Origin of the sequence: Photobacterium damselae subsp. damselae (assembly GCF_038086725.1) — a bacterium.
GTDB lineage: Bacteria > Pseudomonadota > Gammaproteobacteria > Enterobacterales > Vibrionaceae > Photobacterium > Photobacterium damselae.
In genome coordinates this window covers 22,242-39,673 of the sequence record NZ_CP146970.1, presented here as the reverse complement: position 1 = coordinate 39,673, position 17,432 = coordinate 22,242, and the positions used below count along the sequence as shown (strand labels likewise).

Here is a 17,432-nt window from a genome sequence, read left to right as displayed (position 1 = left end):
ATGACGTTGCAGTGATTGTACAAGCTTATAGAAAATAAAACAGAGAGAAAAAGTAGGGGATAACCGAGGTGGTTGGGGGAGAAGAGAGAAGAAAAGATCCACAACTTATTGCGTTAAGGTGTGGATCTTAATCAAAAATGGGATCGCTTTACTTACCAATACAGAATGAAGTAAAGATCCGGCCAAGAAGATCGTCTGAGGTAAATTCCCCTGTAATCTCACTAAGATGTTGCTGAGCAAGACGAAGTTCTTCCGCTAGAATTTCACCAGCCATATAGCCTTCTAGCTGAGATTTACCGATTTCTAGGTGTTCTGCTGCGCGTTCTAAGGCGTCTAAATGGCGACGACGAGCCATAAAACCACCTTCGGTTGTACCAGAGAAGCCCATACACTCTTTTAGGTGCTGACGTAAGCTATCAACGCCTTCTCCGGTTAAAGCAGATAAACGGATCAAGGTTGGGTTATTAACATGGCAGATCCCAGCTTGTTCACCAGTAAGCTCGATCTTATTGCGGATCACCGTTAGGCCCATATTTTCGGGTAGGCGTTCAATAAAATCAGGCCAAATTTCTTTTGGATCTGTCGCATCAGTTGTGGTGCCATCGACCATAAATAATACGCGATCGGCTTGTAAAATTTCATCCCAAGCTCGTTCAATACCAATTCTTTCTACTTCATCGGATGCTTCGCGTAGGCCTGCGGTATCGATAATGTGTAGCGGCATACCATCAATATGGATATGTTCACGCAGTACATCACGAGTTGTACCTGCAATATCGGTAACAATTGCGCTGTCTTTTCCTGAGAGGGCATTCAGTAGGCTTGATTTACCGGCATTAGGACGGCCAGCAATCACAACCTTCATGCCTTCACGCATAATAGAGCCTTGGTTGGCTTCTTTGCGTACGGCTTCTAGGCGGTCAATGATGCGGTTAAGATCGCCTGATACTTTACCGTCAGAGAGAAAATCAATTTCTTCTTCAGGAAAATCAATGGCAGCTTCAACGTACATACGTAGATAAATAAGAGACTCAACCAGTTCATTAACACGAGTTGAGAATGCGCCTTGTAGCGACTGGAAGGCACTTTTAGCCGCTTCTTCAGAGCTGGCATCAATCAGGTCGGCAATCGCTTCTGCTTGAGCAAGATCCAGTTTGTCATTCATAAAAGCGCGTTCTGAGAATTCACCTGGGCGAGCAGGACGAATACCATCAAGCGTTAGAATACGGCGAATCAACATATCCATTAAAACTGGGCCGCCATGGCCTTGCAGTTCTAGAACATCTTCGCCTGTAAATGAATTTGGACCTTTAAAGAATAAAGCGATGCCCTGATCAAGAGCGGTGCCATCTTCATTCTTGAAAGGCAGATATTCGGCATAACGAGGACGGAGTTCTCGACCCGCAACAGCTAAAGCCACTTCTTTAGCTTTTGGGCCTGAGACACGAATAATACCTACGCCACCACGGCCTGGCGGTGTAGCTTGAGCGACAATGGTATCTGTATGTTGATTCATAACTTGTGACTTAGCTTAAAAATAAGGCGGTGATTGTAAACTAGAGTAGCGGATAACACCTAATAATCCACCATCAATCTTTTTTAACCAATAAAAAAGGCGACCTTAAGGTCGCCTTTTTAATAAGAATTGAGGTTACGACTTAGAGTGTAAGCCTTTCTTCTCTAGTGAACGATAAATCAGAGTTTGCTGAATTAGCGTTACGATGTTTGATACTAGCCAGTATAGAACTAGACCAGATGGGAACCATAGGAAGAAGAAAGTAAACATAACAGGCATAAATGTCATGATCTTCTGCTGCATTGGGTCCGTAATAGTCGATGGGCTCATCTTCTGAATCATGAACATAGTGATACCCATCAGAATTGGCAAGATGTAGTAAGGGTCTTGCGCTGATAGGTCATGAATCCAGCCGAAGAATGGCGCATGACGTAGTTCTACCGATTCCATCAGAGCCCAGTATAGCGCGATGAAAATTGGCATTTGAATCAGGATAGGTAAACAGCCACCAAGTGGGTTTACTTTTTCCTTACGGTATAGCTCCATCATCTCTTGGCTTAGGCGTTGACGGTCATCACCAAAACGCTCACGCATTGCTTGCAGCTTAGGCTGTAGCATGCGCATTTTTGCCATAGAAGTGTATTGTGCTTTTGTTAGTGGGTACATGGCACCACGAACAATGAAGGTCAATACTATGATAGCTACACCCCAGTTACCCACGATGCTGTGGATAAATGAAAGAAGCTTATGAAGTGGGCTTGCAATGAACCATAACCAACCGTAGTCAACAGTTAGGTTTAAGTTTTTCGCAGTTGCTGCCATTTCATTTTGTAGCTTAGGACCTACCCATAATGTTGCTTTTAATGTGTCAGTCGCACCTGGTGCAACGGTCACAGCTGGCATACGAACACCGATATAACCATTACCGTCGCTTGAACGAGAGTACAGGTTATTTAGTGCTTCATTACCGTCACGAGGGATCCAAGCTGATACAAAGTAGTGTTGAAGAACCGCTACCCAACCATCTGGTGTAGTAACATTTAGGTTCTTATCTTTCATATCATCAAAGCTGTACTTCTTGTAGTTAGTATCAACTGATGAGTATGCACCACCTTGGTATGTTGGCATAGTTAGGCTGCTTTTGCTTGCAACTAGAGAGTGGCGAAGCTGAGCGTACATTTGAACTGATGTTGGAGCTGCACTTTGGTTATCGATAGTGTAATCAACATTTACAGCGTAGCTGTTAGGCTTAAGAACAAATGTTTTAGTGTATTTAATTCCATCTTTCTCATAAGTCATAGGAACGCGAAGTTCTTTTTGATCAGGAGCTAGAGTGAAATCTTTACCAGAAACGGTAAATTGAGCGCGGCCAGCATTAGTATCAATACCGTTTTGACCAATAAGGCCAGATTGTGCCACATAGCTGTGTTCAGGATTGTTCTCTAATAGCACAAATGGGTCTTTTGAGCCTAGAGTGTTGTTGTATTTAAGTAGTTTTGCATCTACTACATCACCACCAAGCGTATCGACAGTAAGCGCCAGTACATCGGTTTTAATGGTGATTAAGTTTTGCGAGCTACTTTGATCAGTGACTAGCTGACCATCAGCAGAATGTGAAGGCACATCACCGCTGTTGTTAACTTGTTGCGCTACACCCTGGCTTTGAGGCTGAGGGTTTTTGTCGCTGTTCCACTGTTGAAACAGTAGAAAAGAAACAAACAGTAGGGCAATTAACAGAATATTGCGTTGGGAGTCCATCGTTATTTATCTCTGTCGTTATGCTTGGTTGGCGGAACGGGGTCATAACCCCCGCAGTTCAAAGGGTGACATCTTAATAGACGTTTCGCCGCTAACCAACAACCTTTTATCGCTCCATGCGTTTTTATGGCTTCTATCGCATATTGTGAACATGTAGGGGTAAAACGACAGCGTGGTCCAATCAATGGACTGATCGCAAGTTGGTAAAAGCGGACTAGTCCAATGACTAGCCACGCGAAGGGCGAGACAGGCGATGCCATAATTTATCTAACAACTTATTGAGCTCGTCGTTGCTTAAATCCTGAGCACTCTTTCTTGCGATAACAACGAAATCTTTGGCAGGTAGCTGATGTTGCTTTAAACGGAAGCTATCACGAACGACACGTTTAAATCGATTACGAGCTACAGCTGTTTTGATCTGCTTTTTAGGAACGGCAAGACCAAGACGGGGATAACCTAGAGAGTTATTACGGGCAAGAATAGTTAAGTGAGGAGAGCCAGCACGATGAGCTTGCTGGAAGACTGCTTGATAATGTTCGGGAGTTAACAGACGTAACTCCCGAGAGAATGCGAACTTATCCAAAATAATCAAAGATTACTTAGATAGACGCTTACGGCCTTTAGCGCGACGTGCGTTGATAACTGCACGACCGTTCTTAGTCGCCATACGTGCACGGAAACCGTGAGTACGCTTACGCTTTAGAACTGAAGGTTGAAAAGTGCGTTTGCTCATTTTGTTACCTTAAAATTAACTGATCAGTTTTTAAGTTGTTACGGCTTTATTGGTCAGTTTAACCATTAGCCTCTAACAAAGAGGCGGAATTGTAATCACTGACCAACAAAGAGTCAATCATTATACCCATATGAGTATGGGCGCTGAATTATACGTCTTGTTTGTTTTTGTGCAAGGATCCTTTTTAGATCCCAACTTGATTTAAGAATTTTTTTAATCGCAGATCGTGTGGTTGAGTAAAGATCTGATCCGGTGTTCCTTGTTCAACAAATTGACCATCAGCCATAAAGATCACTCGGTCAGCAACTTCACGGGCAAATTGCATTTCATGGGTGACGATAATCATAGTTTGTTGTTTTTTAGCTATTTTTTTTATAAGTAGTAATACCTCTCCAACCCATTGAGGATCCAGTGCTGAGGTCGGTTCATCAAATAAAAGCAGCTCTGCTTGTTGAGCCATAGCCCGTCCGATCCCAATGCGTTGTTGTTGTCCTCCAGAGAGTGCTATGGGGTAAAAATCGGCTTTATCTGCTAAGCCAATTTCTTGCAAAATATTTAATGCAATTTTATAAGCGCGCTGTTTTGACCATTTTTTTACAGTAATTAAACTTTCGGCAATGTTCTCTTTGGCAGTCAAATGCTGAAAAAGGGCGTAATTTTGAAACACAAATCCAGTTTGTTGCCGCAAAGCTAGCCGCTGTTGTGCATTCGTTTTAGGGTAGTGCAGAGAGACATCATTAATGGTAATCGAACCCGCATCGGCTTGTTCTAAGCTGTTTATGGTGCGTAATAATGTTGATTTTCCTGTTCCAGATGGACCGATAATCGCCACAATTTCACCAGGTTTTATCGTTAGATTCAGATCGGAAAATAGAGTCTGTTCACCAAAGCGTTTGGTCAGATTTTTTATCGTTATCATCGGGTATACGCCTTATTTAAACGAGTTTCAGCCAAAGTTTGTAAGCGAGTAAGCACTATCACTATTAACCAGTATATTAAGGCGACGGCAAGGAATGCCTCAAAGAATCTAAAGCTTGATGAAGCCTCCATTTGTGCTTTTGCCATGATTTCTGGAACCCCTAATGCAAACGCCAATGAGGTCGATTTAATCATATCGATAAAGTAGTTCATCAAAGAAGGTAAGGCGATACGCATGGCTTGCGGCAAAATTATGCGTCGCATCGCTTGCTGTTCACTCATTCCTATTGCTAGGCTAGCTTCGTACTGACTGTTATCGATACCTAAAATTGCCCCACGAATGGTTTCAGCCATATAAGCGGCAAAGTGAAGACTTAAACCAATGACCGCTGCGCTATAGCCATCAAGGCCTACAAAAGCGGGAATAACTTGTGGTAGGCCGTAATAGAACAAAAACAGTTGTACTAACAAAGGTGTTCCACGAAAGAAGCTAATATAGAGTAGACTTAAGCTGTTGAGCCCCCATATACGTTTAATACGAATCAACGCAATCACTAGGGCCAAGAATAAGGCAAAAATCATCCCCCACAGTGCCATTGAGAGTGTCGTTGTTAAGTATTTGGCTAATATGGGCAACAACGACACCATATAACTTACATCAAACCCCATCGCCATCTCCTTTGATTAATTAAGTTAGTGGCTACTTACTGAGTGATGTCACTAGCAAACCATTTTTCAGATAATTGACGTAACGTGCCGTCTTTACGCATGTTGGCGAGAGCTTGGTTAACCTCTTGTTGGAGTTTTTTCCCTTTCTCGGTTCGACTAAATGGCCAAGCATTTTCTATTTGTTCAAAAGGTTGTCCTGCCAGTTGTAGCGGAAGGTTGACCTTTTTAATGACTTCTAATGACGATAATCGATCCATCACAAAAGCATCGGTGCGGCCTAAAGCTACGTCGTGCTCAATACCAGTGTCGTAAGTTTTGATATTGATCTGGTCGGCATTAGGTAATTGGCGTAGCAGTTGCTCATAGTTAGAGCCTAAATTTACACCTACGGTTTTGCCGTTGAGATCGGACGTTGAGGTAATGGCATTGTTTCCTTTACGCACGACGAGTTGAGCACCATCAATGACATAAGGTTGTGAGAATAAAAATTTGTTTTGGCGCTCGGGGGTGATGGTGATCTGATTTGAAATCGTATCGATCCGCCCTGTTTCTAATAAACCAAACAAACCGGAAAAGTTAGCAGTAACAAAGTCGACTTTATAATCGTTACGTTTACCTATTTCTTGCCATAAATCGACTTCAAAGCCCTGTAATTGGTCTTGCTTAACAAAAGTGAATGGGAAATAGCGTCCAGACATACCAACTTTGACCTCTGTAGCGGCAAAAATGCTGCTCGATCCGATTAAGGCAAAAGTTATCGCGGCAAAACGCAGAGATTGGCTAATTTTCATAAACTGACTTCCTGTATTTTTATTGTGTTGTGCTATGGCTGTCATCGTACTTGGTTATATAAAGGTTTTTTAAATAACTTTAAGTTATTTGAAATAACCGATTACTCATACTTATTGAGCTTAAAACGATAAAACAGTGACTTACTCACAAGTGATTTTTATGTTGTGGATGGAATATCCAAAGGTGGGGTAAATAGTAAGTGGATAAGATCGTTATCTTATTGCTATATAATATTTTTGCTTGGATCTTGAAAATGTGTATAGCTGTGTGGGTAAAGTTGCGTAAAAATGGCCGGATCGGACAAAAAGATGTGAGATCTATGTGAATAAGTCCGATCTTATTCACTGGATCTGCGATCTTCTTACTGGCGATCCGAGGCTAAGGGGTATAAAATTACATCCCTTTTTGTGTTTTGTTTATTTAATGTGTGGAGTCGAACTTGTCATCTTCGCTTTGGTTGCAGTGCCTTCAACGCTTACAGGAAGAACTCCCTGCGACAGAATTCAGCATGTGGGTTCGCCCCTTACAAGCCGAACTTAACGATAATACGCTGACATTGTTTGCGCCAAATCGTTTTGTTCTCGATTGGGTTAGGGATAAGTACCTAAATAATATCAATCGTCTACTGAATGAGTTTTGTGGACAGGACGTGCCGATCTTGCGTTTTGAGGTAGGTAGTAAGCCTATTTCAGCTCCAAGCATTACGCCTGCGCCAGCTCCCATTCTGACTCCTACGCCGACCCCTGTCGTGACACCGGCCCCAGCTCCGATTGAAGCTGCGGTAATGCCGGCCGATATTCTACCTGCTGTTGCTCATCCAGCGGCACAGCAAGCGGGTGGCTGTCGCTCGAATGTAAACCCAAAACACAACTTTAATAATTTCGTGGAAGGTAAATCTAACCAGTTAGGTTTAGCGGCTTGTCGTCAGGTGGCAGATAATCCAGGCGCAGCTTATAACCCATTATTTTTATATGGTGGTACTGGTTTAGGTAAAACGCACTTACTACATGCTGTGGGTAATGCTATTGCTGATCGTAAGCCCAATGCCAAAGTGGTTTACATGCACTCTGAACGTTTTGTGCAAGATATGGTGAAAGCTCTGCAAAATAACGCAATCGAAGAATTTAAGCGTTACTATCGCAGTGTTGATGCGTTGCTTATCGATGATATTCAATTTTTTGCCAATAAAGAGCGTTCACAAGAAGAGTTTTTCCATACGTTTAATGCGCTACTTGAAGGCAATCAGCAGATCATTTTGACCTCGGATCGCTACCCACGAGAGATCAACGGGGTAGAGGATCGTCTAAAATCACGCTTTGGTTGGGGACTCACGGTGGCAATTGAGCCGCCAGAACTTGAAACGCGTGTTGCTATCTTAATGAAGAAAGCTGAAGATCATAATATTCGTTTGGCTGATGAAGTGGCGTTTTTTATTGCTAAGCGCTTACGTTCTAATGTTCGCGAACTAGAAGGGGCGTTAAACCGAGTGATTGCAAATGCAAACTTCACCGGACGTGCCATTACCATTGATTTTGTTCGTGAAGCTTTACGCGATTTGCTCGCATTACAAGAGAAACTCGTTACCATAGATAATATTCAAAAAACGGTTGCTGAATACTACAAGATCAAAATGGCCGATATGTTATCTAAGCGTCGCTCTCGTAGCGTGGCACGCCCTCGTCAAATGGCGATGGCTCTGGCCAAAGAGTTAACTAACCACAGTTTACCTGAGATTGGTGATGCTTTTGGTGGTCGCGACCATACTACGGTATTGCATGCTTGTCGTAAGATTGAGCAGCTTCGTGAAGAAAGCCACGATATCAAAGAAGATTATTCTAACCTAATTCGAACACTGTCATCTTAATATGAAATTTACTCTTGCCCGTGAACAACTATTAAAGCCCTTACAACAAGTATCTGGTGCGTTAGGTCGTCCATCCTTGCCGATTTTGGGTAATATTTTGCTGCAAGTTGAAGAGGGATTGCTCTCTTTAACTGGTACCGATTTAGAAGTAGAACTGGTTGCCAAAATTGCCCTTGAAGGGGAGTTTGAAGCCGGTGCTATTACTGTCCCATCGCGTAAGTTCTTAGATATTTGCCGAGGACTGCCTGATAGTGCAACCATTTCTGTATCCGTAGAAGGCGATCGCGCACTGATCCGCTCTGGTCGTAGTCGTTACTCATTAGCAACACTGCCTGCAAGTGACTTTCCAAATATCGATGATTGGCAAAGTGAAGTTGAATTTGAGCTGGAACAGAGCCGTTTACGCCAGTTGATTGATAGCACACAGTTTTCAATGGCTCATCAAGATGTACGTTATTACCTAAACGGTATGTTGTTTGAGACCGATGGCAAACTATTACGTACAGTGGCAACCGATGGTCACCGTATGGCTGTGTGTGCCATCGATACCGCGTATGATGTGCCATCAAAACAGATTATTTTACCTCGTAAAGGGGTGCTTGAGTTGGTGCGTCTGCTTGATAACCCAGAAGCACCAGTTCAGATTCAAATTGGCGGTTCTAATCTGCGAGCAACGGTAAATAACTTTGTCTTTACTTCTAAGCTTGTTGATGGCCGTTTCCCTGATTATCGCCGAGTTTTACCGCAAAATAGCAACAAATTTGTTACGGCTAGTTGTGATGAACTGCGCAAAGCGTTTTCTCGTGCGGCGATTTTATCTAATGAAAAATTCCGTGGCGTTCGAGTGAATTTAGCTGCAGGTGAAATGCGCATTACCGCTAATAACCCAGAGCAAGAAGAAGCTGAAGAATTTTTGGATGTTGACTATCAAGGTGAGCCAATTGAAATTGGGTTTAACGTTAGCTATGTGCTAGACGTTCTTAACACGTTGAAATGTGAACAGGTCAAGATGTCTTTAACTGATGCGAATGCTAGTGCGTTGCTCGAAGATAATGCAGTTGATGACGCTATGTATGTGGTCATGCCGATTAGACTATAATTCATGGCACTAACACGTTTAATTGTTAAAGATTTTCGTAATATTGCTGACTGCGATTTGGAACTATCTCCCAGTTTTAATTTCTTAATTGGGGCCAATGGCAGCGGCAAAACTAGTGTGCTTGAAGCGGTTCATTATTTAGGTCATGGCCGCTCTTTTCGCAGCCATTTAACGGGTCGAGTGATTCGTCATGAGCAAAGTGAACTCTTTGTTCATGGTCGGGTTCAAGGAGAAGGGACGCAATTACCTCAACCGGTTGGCATTAATAAAAAGCGAGATGGTACAACGGAAGTAAAAATTGCTGGCGAAGGGAATCAGAAGCTAGCTCAATTAGCCCAAATTCTTCCTTTACAGCTAATTACCCCTGAAGGTTTCGATCTACTCATTGGTGGGCCTAAGTTTCGTCGTGCATTTATTGATTGGGGCGTGTTTTATGTTGAGCCTAAGTTCTTTCAAGCTTGGAGTCGACTAAAACGATTAACCAAACAACGTAATGCGTTACTTAAGACCGCAACCAGTTATCGAGAACTCTCATATTGGGATCAAGAATTGGCTCAATTGGCTGAGCAGATTGATCTGTGGCGCAGTGATTACTTAGCCGCAGTAAAACAAAAAGCCAATGAAATTTGTTTAGGCTTTTTGCCAGAATTTGACATTCAACTCGGATACTACCGGGGATGGGAAAAAGAGACGCCTTATGGGGAGTTATTGCGTCGTAACTTTGAGCGCGATTGTCAGCTCGGTTATACCGCAAGTGGTCCTCATAAAGCCGATTTACGAATTAAAGTTGCTGGTACGCCTGTCGAAGATGTGTTGTCTCGCGGGCAATTAAAGTTAATGGTTTGTGCGCTTCGTTTAGCGCAAGGGCTTCATTTGACGGAAGTGACCGGTAAACAGTGTATTTATTTAATTGATGATTTTGCTTCCGAGCTGGATAGCCACAGGCGTGCGTTGCTTGCGCAGCGATTAAAGGAGACCCACGCCCAAGTTTTCATTAGTGCGATCAGTGCTGATCAAATAACTGATATGCAGGATGAAAAAGGTAAGATGTTCTTAGTAGAACACGGTAAAATAACCGCAGGATAATTTAAGCGAGAGTAACTCAATGTCCAACAATTACGATTCATCAAGCATTAAGGTGCTTAAAGGCCTCGATGCGGTACGTAAGCGCCCAGGGATGTACATCGGTGATACTGATGACGGTACTGGCTTGCACCACATGGTTTTTGAGGTTGTCGATAACTCAATCGATGAAGCTCTTGCTGGTCACTGTGAAGATATCGTTGTTACCATTTGTGAAGATGGTTCGGTATCTGTAAGCGATGACGGCCGTGGTATTCCAACCGAACTTCACCCAGAAGAAGGGGTATCAGCTGCAGAAGTTATTATGACAGTACTGCACGCTGGTGGTAAGTTCGATGATAACTCATATAAAGTTTCGGGTGGTCTACACGGTGTAGGTGTGTCCGTTGTGAACGCACTGTCTGAAAAAGTGGAATTGACCATTTATCGTCATGGTCATATTCACCGTCAAATCTATCGCCACGGTGTACCTCAAGCACCATTAGAAGTGATTGGTGATACTGATCGTACAGGTACAACCATTCGTTTCTGGCCAAGCTCTGAAACCTTTACTAATACGACGTTCCAATACGAAATTTTAGCTAAACGTCTTCGTGAACTGTCGTTCCTAAACTCAGGCGTTTCTATCAAGCTTAACGATGAGCGTGAAGAAGGCAAACAAGACCACTTTATGTATGAAGGTGGTATTCAAGCGTTCGTTGAGCACTTAAATCGCAATAAAACACCAATTCACCAGAAAGTATTCCACTTCAATGTTGAACGTGAAGATGGCATTACGGTTGAAGTGGCAATGCAGTGGAATGATGGCTTCCAAGAGAACATCTACTGTTTCACCAACAACATTCCTCAACGCGATGGTGGTACACACTTAGCCGGCTTCCGTGGTGCGCTGACTCGTACTTTGAATAACTACATGGAAAAAGAAGGTTATTCGAAGAAAGCGAAAGCGGCGACTTCTGGTGATGATGCGCGTGAAGGTCTAACTGCTGTTATTTCAGTAAAAGTGCCTGACCCTAAATTCTCAAGCCAGACCAAAGATAAGCTTGTTTCAAGTGAAGTTAAGTCGGCTGTAGAATCGACTATGGGCGAAAAGCTGGGTGAATTCCTATTAGAAAACCCAGGTGATGCGAAAACAGTTTGTACGAAGATCATCGATGCTTCTCGTGCTCGTGAAGCTGCACGTAAAGCGCGTGAGATGACTCGTCGTAAAGGCGCATTAGATCTTGCGGGTCTTCCTGGTAAACTTGCGGACTGTCAGGAAAAAGATCCTGCCTTGTCTGAACTTTACATTGTGGAGGGTGACTCTGCAGGCGGTAGTGCTAAGCAGGGTCGTAACCGTAAAAACCAAGCTATCTTGCCACTTAAAGGTAAGATCCTAAACGTTGAAAAAGCACGCTTTGATAAGATGCTATCTTCACAAGAAGTGGCAACCCTGATCACTGCGATGGGTTGTGGTATCGGCCGCGATGAATACAACCCAGATAAATTACGTTATCACAGCATCATTATCATGACCGATGCCGACGTCGATGGTTCGCACATTCGTACGCTACTGTTGACCTTCTTCTATCGTCAAATGCCAGAATTGATTGAACGTGGTCATATCTATATTGCTCAGCCACCGCTTTACAAAGTGAAGAAAGGCAAACAAGAGCAGTACATCAAAGATGATGAAGATATGCAGCAGTTCCAGACTTCGCTTGCGTTAGAAAATGCTGCGCTGTTCACTACTGAAGGTGCACCTGCAATGGCCGGCCTTGCTCTTGAGAATTTGGTTGGTCAGTACAACAGCACAATGAAGTTGATTGAGCGAATGAGTCGTCGTTACCCAACGCTACTTCTTAATGAGCTTGTCCATCAACCTCGTCTAACGGCTGAGATGCTATCTGATCGTGCACAAGTTGAAGCTTGGGTTACGCCAGTGATTGAAGCGCTTAACGCAAAACAATCAGGTGAAAGCCACTACACATTTGATATTGTTGTTGATAGCGAGAACAATCACTTCTTACCTAAGGTTGTGGTACGTACTCACGGTGTTGATCATGAGTATCCATTAAGCTTTGAGCTAATTTGCTCTAAAGAGTACAGCAAGTTGGCTGATCTTTCTGAGGAGCTAAATGGTCTACTTGATGATTCGGCTTACGTTCAACGTGGCGAGCGCAAGCAACCAGTAGCAAGCTTTAAAGAAGTTCTAGAGTGGTTAAATAAAGAGTCTCGTCGTGGTCTATCGCTACAGCGCTACAAAGGTCTAGGTGAGATGAACCCAGATCAACTGTGGGAAACAACAATGGATCCTGAATCTCGTCGTATGATGCGCGTGACCATCAACGATGCTGTTGCTGCCGATGAGTTGTTTACCACTTTGATGGGCGATCAGGTTGAACCGCGTCGTAACTTCATCGAAGCGAATGCTCTAAATGCAAATCTAGACGTATAAGTTTTTGCTTTTATCATAAAAAACGCTGCCAAAAGGCAGCGTTTTTTTATTGTTCTAAATAGGCTTTTTTAACTTCCTGCGCAATGATATCAATACCTTTTTTCATCACTTCATCATCTTGGACATAGTTCATCCGCAGACACTGATGCTGGTGTTGCCAAGAGTCTTCTAAACCAATAAAAAAATACTCTCCAGGAACAATAAGTACGCCTCTTTGTTTTAAACGACGATACAGTTCTGTTGTGGTAATCGGTAGCTCATCAAACCATAACCATAAGAAAATCGCACCTTCAGGCTTATGGATTCGAAATCTGGGATCTGGAATGGCTTGCTGTAACCAACTGACGGCTTGCGTTGCTTTACGTTGATAGAAAGGCTTTATGACCTGATGACTTAGCGATAGCAGTTCATTGCGTTCAATTAATTTGTGTGCCACCGCAGGCCCCACGCTGCCAGGGGCTAAGTTGAGTACGCCATTCATATTCGCGAGTGCTTGAACGATAGTTTCATTTGCTATCACAATGCCACAACGTACGCCTGGCAAGCCTAATTTTGATAGGCTCATACACAAAATGGTATTAGGGTTCCAAAAGGGGGTCACATCAGCAAAAATGATGTCAGGGAAGGGCATGCCGTAAGCGTTATCAATAATTAAGGGAATGTGGTGTTGTTGAGCAAGAGTATCAAGTTTTGCGATCTCTTCATCGGTTAACACATTACCTGTTGGGTTAGTTGGCCTTGAGACACAAATAGCACCGATATTGGGGGTTATTGTTAAGGTTGAAAAGTCGATATGATACTTAAATAGCCCATTATCTAACAAAGTGATCTCAGGACGATAAGAGATAAACATATCATCATGAACACCCGCATCACTATAGCCTATGTATTCAGGAGATAGGGGTAATAGAATCTTCTTATGGCTACCATCTTGATACTTTCCTGCTAATAAATTAAATAAGCTGAAAAAAGCACTCTGACTGCCATTAGTTAGTACAATATTACGTTCACTGATCTCCCAACCATACTGCTGCTTGAGCATAGCTGCCAGTGCGATCAAAAATCGATTTTTTCCTTGCGGCCCATCGTAATTGCTCATCGCTTGTGTTAACTCACCCGATGCGGCCATTTCACTGAGTAATTGAGTGAAATAGGTATTTATTGTTGGTATTTGAGCTGGGTTACCACCGCCTAACATGATGGCATTGGGGTCTTGTAGGCCATCATTTAAGTCATCCATTAACTGAGCAATACTGGAATAGCGAGCGAACTTGTCGCCAAAGGTTGAGAACTCCATGTGTCTTTGCAAACCTCAATGTTTTATAACCCATCCAATCTAGTGCTGGGGGATTTATGATGTTGTGTTTGCTCAACATACCTTATTGCGGCGAGTGTGAAAAGAGAGCAGAAAAACATCAATAACATTGTTTCACGTGAAACAGTGATGATCAAAGATTAGAGTATTTTGATGATAAAAAAAGCCCGCACAGTGGCGGGCTTTGTTATATCAATTGAGATTATTTCTGTAGTAGAGAAATATCTGCAACTTGTAGGAACATATTGCGAAGGGCATTAAGCATAGTTAGACGATTTACTTTTAGTTTCTCGTCATCTGCCATAACCATTACGTTATCAAAGAACGCATCAACAGGTTCACGTAGGCTTGCTAGTTCAGTCAGTGCTTGCTGGTAGTTACCCGCAGCGAAAGCTGGCTCTAGAGTTGCTTGCATTGCTGCAATATCAGCGGCAAGTGTTTTCTCTGCATCTTCAACCAGTAGAGCATTATCCCATTGTGCAGGAAGCTCACCGTCAAATTTCGCTAAGATATTACCTACACGCTTGTTGGCTGCTGCTAGTGATTCAGCTGCATCCAATTCACGGAAGTGAGATACCGCTTTCACTCGTTGGTCAAAGTCAGCAGGCTTGGTTGGATGTAGAGCCAATACTGCTTGAATAACATCAACGCTGAAGCCTTCATCTTGATACCAAGCGCGGAAACGACCAAGCATAAACTCGATAACATCCAACTCAACATTATCGTTGCTTAGCTTATCACCGTATAGCTCATGTGCTTTTGCAACAAGCTCAACAAGATCTAGGTTATAGCCTTTTTCAACGATAATACGCAATACACCTAGTGCTGCACGACGTAGTGCAAATGGGTCACTGCCTTTTGGTGCCTGACCAATACCGAAGATACCTACTAATGTATCTAGCTTATCTGCCATTGCTACTGCAGCAGACACACCTGTACTTGGTAACTCATCACCGGCAAAGCGAGGCATGTATTGTTCATTAAGAGCTAATGCCACTTCTTCTGCTTCACCATCGTGGCGAGCATAGTGCATACCCATAACACCTTGAGTATCGGTAAATTCAAATACCATTGATGTCATTAGGTCACATTTAGATAGCAGACCGGCACGTTTTGCGTTATCAACATCAGCGTCGATTTTTGCTGCAATAAAGCCAGCAAGTTCGGTGATGCGATCTGTTTTATCTTTAATAGTACCTAGCTTTTGCTGGAAGATTGCTGTCTCTAGTTGAGGTAGACGATCAATCAGTGGACGCTTGCGGTCAGTATTAAAGAAGAACTCAGCATCAGCAAGACGTGGGCGAACCACTTTCTCGTTACCTGCGATGATTTGGCTTGGATCTTTCGAGATTAAGTTTGATACAAAGATAAACTTAGGAACCAGGTTGCCTTCAGCATCATAAACAGGGAAGTACTTCTGGTCACCTTTCATGGTGTAAACCAGAGCTTCAGCAGGAACAGCTAGGAACTTCTCTTCAAAAGAAGCGGTTAGAACCACAGGCCATTCAACAAGAGAGGTTACTTCTTCTACTAGTTCATCATCAAGGTCTGCGATACCGCCTACTTCTTGAGCCGCTTTTTGTGCATCGGCAACAATGATAGCTTTACGAGCTTCGTAATCAGCCATCACTTTACCGCGCTCTTCTAGAATTGCAGGGTACTGATCAGCATTATCGATAGTGAACTCGCTTTCACCCATAAAACGGTGACCACGAATAGTGCGAGCTGAATCCACACCAAGAATAGTGCCTTCAACAAGCTCATCACCAAGCAGCATGGTTAGAGTTTTCACTGGACGAATAAATTGTGTTTCTTTATCGCCCCAACGCATTGGTTTTGGAATTGGTAGCTTAGCTAGTGCATTTGCAGCAAGTTCAGGAAGTAGCGCTTTTGCTTCTTGGCCTTTAACTTCTTGCTTGAACAGTAGCCATTCGCCTTTGTCTGTTACCAGACGTTCAGCTTGCTCTACAGTAATACCATTACCACGAGCCCAGCCTTGTGCTGCTTTTGTTGGGTTACCGTCAGCATCAAAAGCAGAAGCGATAGCCGGACCACGCTTTTCTACAATTTTGTCTGGTTGGTTTTCAGCCAGCGCATTAACTTTAAGTGCTAAACGGCGAGGAGCCGCAAACCACTCAATGCCATTGTGCGCTAGATCTGCAGCTTTTAGTTCTGCCTCAAAGTTAGCAGCAAAAGCTTCAGCCAGAGTACGAAGTGCTTTTGGTGGTAGCTCTTCTGTACCTAGCTCAATTAGGAAATTACGTTCTGTCATGACTATCCCTTACTTATCTTTTTTGCACATAGGGAAGCCAAGAGCTTCACGTGATGCGTAATAAGCTTCTGCAACCTGTTTAGTTAGGTTACGGATACGCAGAATGTAGCGTTGACGCTCAGTTACCGAAATTGCTTTACGTGCATCTAATAGGTTAAATGCGTGAGCGGCTTTTAGGATGCGCTCGTAAGCAGGAAGTGGTAGTGGCGTTTCCAACTCAAGCAGTTGTTGACACTCTTTCTCGTTTTGATCGAAGAAAGTAAATAGGAAATCAACATCGGCATGTTCGAAGTTGTAAGTCGATTGCTCAACTTCGTTTTGGTGGAAGATATCACCGTAAGTTACTTTACCTAGTGGGCCATCTGTCCATACTAGGTCGTATACTGAGTCAACACCTTGAATGTACATTGCAAGACGTTCGATACCGTAAGTGATCTCACCAGTTACTGGTTTACACTCTAGGCCACCAACCTGCTGGAAGTAAGTAAACTGAGTTACTTCCATACCGTTTAGCCATACTTCCCAGCCAAGACCCCAAGCACCAAGTGTTGGGTTTTCCCAGTTATCTTCAACAAAGCGGATATCGTGAATTTGAGTATCGATACCAAGTGCTTCTAGAGAGCCAAGGTATAGCTCTTGAATATTATCTGGAGAAGGCTTTAGCATTACCTGAAATTGGTAGTAGTGCTGAAGACGGTTTGGGTTTTCACCATAACGGCCGTCAGTTGGACGACGAGATGGTTGAACGTACGCTGTTGCAATAGGCTCTGGACCTAGAGCTCGTAGACATGTCATTGGGTGAGAGGTACCTGCACCGACTTCCATATCTAATGGTTGTACGATGGTACAACCTTGTTGGCCCCAGTAATCCTGCAGCGCGAGGATCATGCCCTGAAAGGTTTTAATGTCGTATTTATGCATTGTCAGCTTCGCGAGATTAGTGGATTAAAGTAATAACTATCCAGTATACCTTGCA

The 17,432-nt window shown here is 43.2% G+C and carries 15 protein-coding genes; 4 read left to right on the top strand and 11 right to left on the bottom strand.

All coding sequences use genetic code 11. The features are described 5' to 3' along the window. Positions 1 to 148: 148 nt before the first annotated feature. From mnmE to WAX86_RS00140, 8 genes are all read right to left on the bottom strand, one after another. The gene (mnmE, locus tag WAX86_RS00175; protein WP_005302263.1) at positions 149 to 1,516 is read right to left on the bottom strand and encodes a tRNA uridine-5-carboxymethylaminomethyl(34) synthesis GTPase MnmE; all 1,368 of its coding nucleotides are present in this window, start codon (positions 1,514 to 1,516) and stop codon (positions 149 to 151) included. Positions 1,517 to 1,651: 135 nt separating this feature from the next. Further along, complete coding sequence (gene yidC / locus WAX86_RS00170) at positions 1,652 to 3,274, bottom strand: membrane protein insertase YidC (RefSeq protein ID WP_272469113.1); 1,623 nt, start codon at positions 3,272 to 3,274, stop codon at positions 1,652 to 1,654. A 2-nt stretch (positions 3,275 to 3,276) separates the two neighbouring features. After that, a complete protein-coding gene (gene yidD, locus WAX86_RS00165) occupies positions 3,277 to 3,534 on the bottom strand; it encodes a membrane protein insertion efficiency factor YidD (protein ID WP_075985224.1) in 258 nt (85 codons plus the stop codon). After that, complete coding sequence (gene rnpA, locus WAX86_RS00160; protein WP_370466046.1) at positions 3,501 to 3,866, bottom strand: ribonuclease P protein component; 366 nt, start codon at positions 3,864 to 3,866, stop codon at positions 3,501 to 3,503. Before rnpA ends, yidD begins: the two co-directional genes overlap by 34 nt. Before the next feature lie 3 nt (positions 3,867 to 3,869). Then, complete coding sequence (rpmH, locus tag WAX86_RS00155) at positions 3,870 to 4,007, bottom strand: 50S ribosomal protein L34 (protein ID WP_005302269.1); 138 nt, start codon at positions 4,005 to 4,007, stop codon at positions 3,870 to 3,872. A 184-nt stretch (positions 4,008 to 4,191) separates the two neighbouring features. Then, positions 4,192 to 4,926 (bottom strand): amino acid ABC transporter ATP-binding protein, encoded by a 735-nt coding sequence (locus WAX86_RS00150; RefSeq protein ID WP_341488971.1) that lies wholly within the window; start codon positions 4,924 to 4,926, stop codon positions 4,192 to 4,194. Further along, positions 4,923 to 5,594, bottom strand: coding sequence for an amino acid ABC transporter permease (locus WAX86_RS00145; RefSeq protein WP_005302273.1), 672 nt, complete (start codon positions 5,592 to 5,594; stop codon positions 4,923 to 4,925). The genes WAX86_RS00150 and WAX86_RS00145 overlap by 4 nt, the downstream gene beginning before the upstream one ends. 35 nt (positions 5,595 to 5,629) lie before the next feature. Next, positions 5,630 to 6,385: an amino acid ABC transporter substrate-binding protein gene (locus tag WAX86_RS00140; RefSeq protein ID WP_065170988.1), complete on the bottom strand. Its 756-nt coding sequence runs from the start codon at positions 6,383 to 6,385 to the stop codon at positions 5,630 to 5,632. A 440-nt stretch (positions 6,386 to 6,825) separates the two neighbouring features. On the opposite strand from WAX86_RS00140, the gene dnaA reads away from it, so the two are divergent. From dnaA to gyrB, 4 genes are read left to right on the top strand one after another with little or no spacing between them, the layout of a single operon-like run. Beyond that, complete coding sequence (gene dnaA, locus WAX86_RS00135; protein WP_044180348.1) at positions 6,826 to 8,250, top strand: chromosomal replication initiator protein DnaA; 1,425 nt, start codon at positions 6,826 to 6,828, stop codon at positions 8,248 to 8,250. A gap of 1 nt (position 8,251) precedes the next feature. Further along, positions 8,252 to 9,349 (top strand): DNA polymerase III subunit beta, encoded by a 1,098-nt coding sequence (gene dnaN, locus WAX86_RS00130; protein ID WP_044180347.1) that lies wholly within the window; start codon positions 8,252 to 8,254, stop codon positions 9,347 to 9,349. A gap of 3 nt (positions 9,350 to 9,352) precedes the next feature. After that, positions 9,353 to 10,435 carry a DNA replication/repair protein RecF gene (gene recF / locus WAX86_RS00125; protein ID WP_005302284.1) on the top strand — a complete coding sequence of 361 codons (1,083 nt, stop codon included), beginning with the start codon at positions 9,353 to 9,355 and terminating at the stop codon, positions 10,433 to 10,435. Positions 10,436 to 10,454: 19 nt separating this feature from the next. Next, on the top strand, positions 10,455 to 12,869 hold the full coding sequence (gyrB, locus tag WAX86_RS00120) for a DNA topoisomerase (ATP-hydrolyzing) subunit B (RefSeq protein WP_068968456.1): 2,415 nt from the start codon (positions 10,455 to 10,457) through the stop codon (positions 12,867 to 12,869). A gap of 46 nt (positions 12,870 to 12,915) precedes the next feature. On the opposite strand, the gene WAX86_RS00115 is transcribed toward gyrB, so the two are convergent. The 3 genes from WAX86_RS00115 to glyQ form a co-directional block, all read right to left on the bottom strand. Beyond that, entirely contained in the window at positions 12,916 to 14,166 is a 1,251-nt protein-coding gene (locus tag WAX86_RS00115; protein WP_341488970.1) for a valine--pyruvate transaminase, read from the bottom strand. A 220-nt stretch (positions 14,167 to 14,386) separates the two neighbouring features. Then, a complete protein-coding gene (gene glyS, locus WAX86_RS00110) occupies positions 14,387 to 16,456 on the bottom strand; it encodes a glycine--tRNA ligase subunit beta (RefSeq protein ID WP_237033251.1) in 2,070 nt (689 codons plus the stop codon). A 9-nt stretch (positions 16,457 to 16,465) separates the two neighbouring features. Continuing rightward, positions 16,466 to 17,377 (bottom strand): glycine--tRNA ligase subunit alpha, encoded by a 912-nt coding sequence (gene glyQ, locus WAX86_RS00105; RefSeq protein WP_036764621.1) that lies wholly within the window; start codon positions 17,375 to 17,377, stop codon positions 16,466 to 16,468. Between the last annotated feature and the right edge of the window lie 55 nt (positions 17,378 to 17,432).

Excerpts from the sequence above, each read along its gene's own strand:
- mnmE (WP_005302263.1), bottom strand. The coding sequence starts at position 1,516 with ATGAATCAACATACAGATACCATTGTCGCTCAAGCTACACCGCCAGGC.
- WAX86_RS00150 (WP_341488971.1), bottom strand. The coding sequence starts at position 4,926 with ATGATAACGATAAAAAATCTGACCAAACGCTTTGGTGAACAGACTCTA.
- WAX86_RS00145 (WP_005302273.1), bottom strand. The coding sequence starts at position 5,594 with ATGGGGTTTGATGTAAGTTATATGGTGTCGTTGTTGCCCATATTAGCC.
- gyrB (WP_068968456.1), top strand. The coding sequence starts at position 10,455 with ATGTCCAACAATTACGATTCATCAAGCATTAAGGTGCTTAAAGGCCTC.
- yidD (WP_075985224.1), bottom strand. The coding sequence starts at position 3,534 with ATGGCATCGCCTGTCTCGCCCTTCGCGTGGCTAGTCATTGGACTAGTC.
- recF (WP_005302284.1), top strand. The coding sequence starts at position 9,353 with ATGGCACTAACACGTTTAATTGTTAAAGATTTTCGTAATATTGCTGAC.
- glyS (WP_237033251.1), bottom strand. The coding sequence starts at position 16,456 with ATGACAGAACGTAATTTCCTAATTGAGCTAGGTACAGAAGAGCTACCA.
- yidC (WP_272469113.1), bottom strand. The coding sequence starts at position 3,274 with ATGGACTCCCAACGCAATATTCTGTTAATTGCCCTACTGTTTGTTTCT.
- WAX86_RS00140 (WP_065170988.1), bottom strand. The coding sequence starts at position 6,385 with ATGAAAATTAGCCAATCTCTGCGTTTTGCCGCGATAACTTTTGCCTTA.
- rpmH (WP_005302269.1), bottom strand. The coding sequence starts at position 4,007 with ATGAGCAAACGCACTTTTCAACCTTCAGTTCTAAAGCGTAAGCGTACT.
- dnaN (WP_044180347.1), top strand. The coding sequence starts at position 8,252 with ATGAAATTTACTCTTGCCCGTGAACAACTATTAAAGCCCTTACAACAA.
- WAX86_RS00115 (WP_341488970.1), bottom strand. The coding sequence starts at position 14,166 with ATGGAGTTCTCAACCTTTGGCGACAAGTTCGCTCGCTATTCCAGTATT.
- glyQ (WP_036764621.1), bottom strand. The coding sequence starts at position 17,377 with ATGCATAAATACGACATTAAAACCTTTCAGGGCATGATCCTCGCGCTG.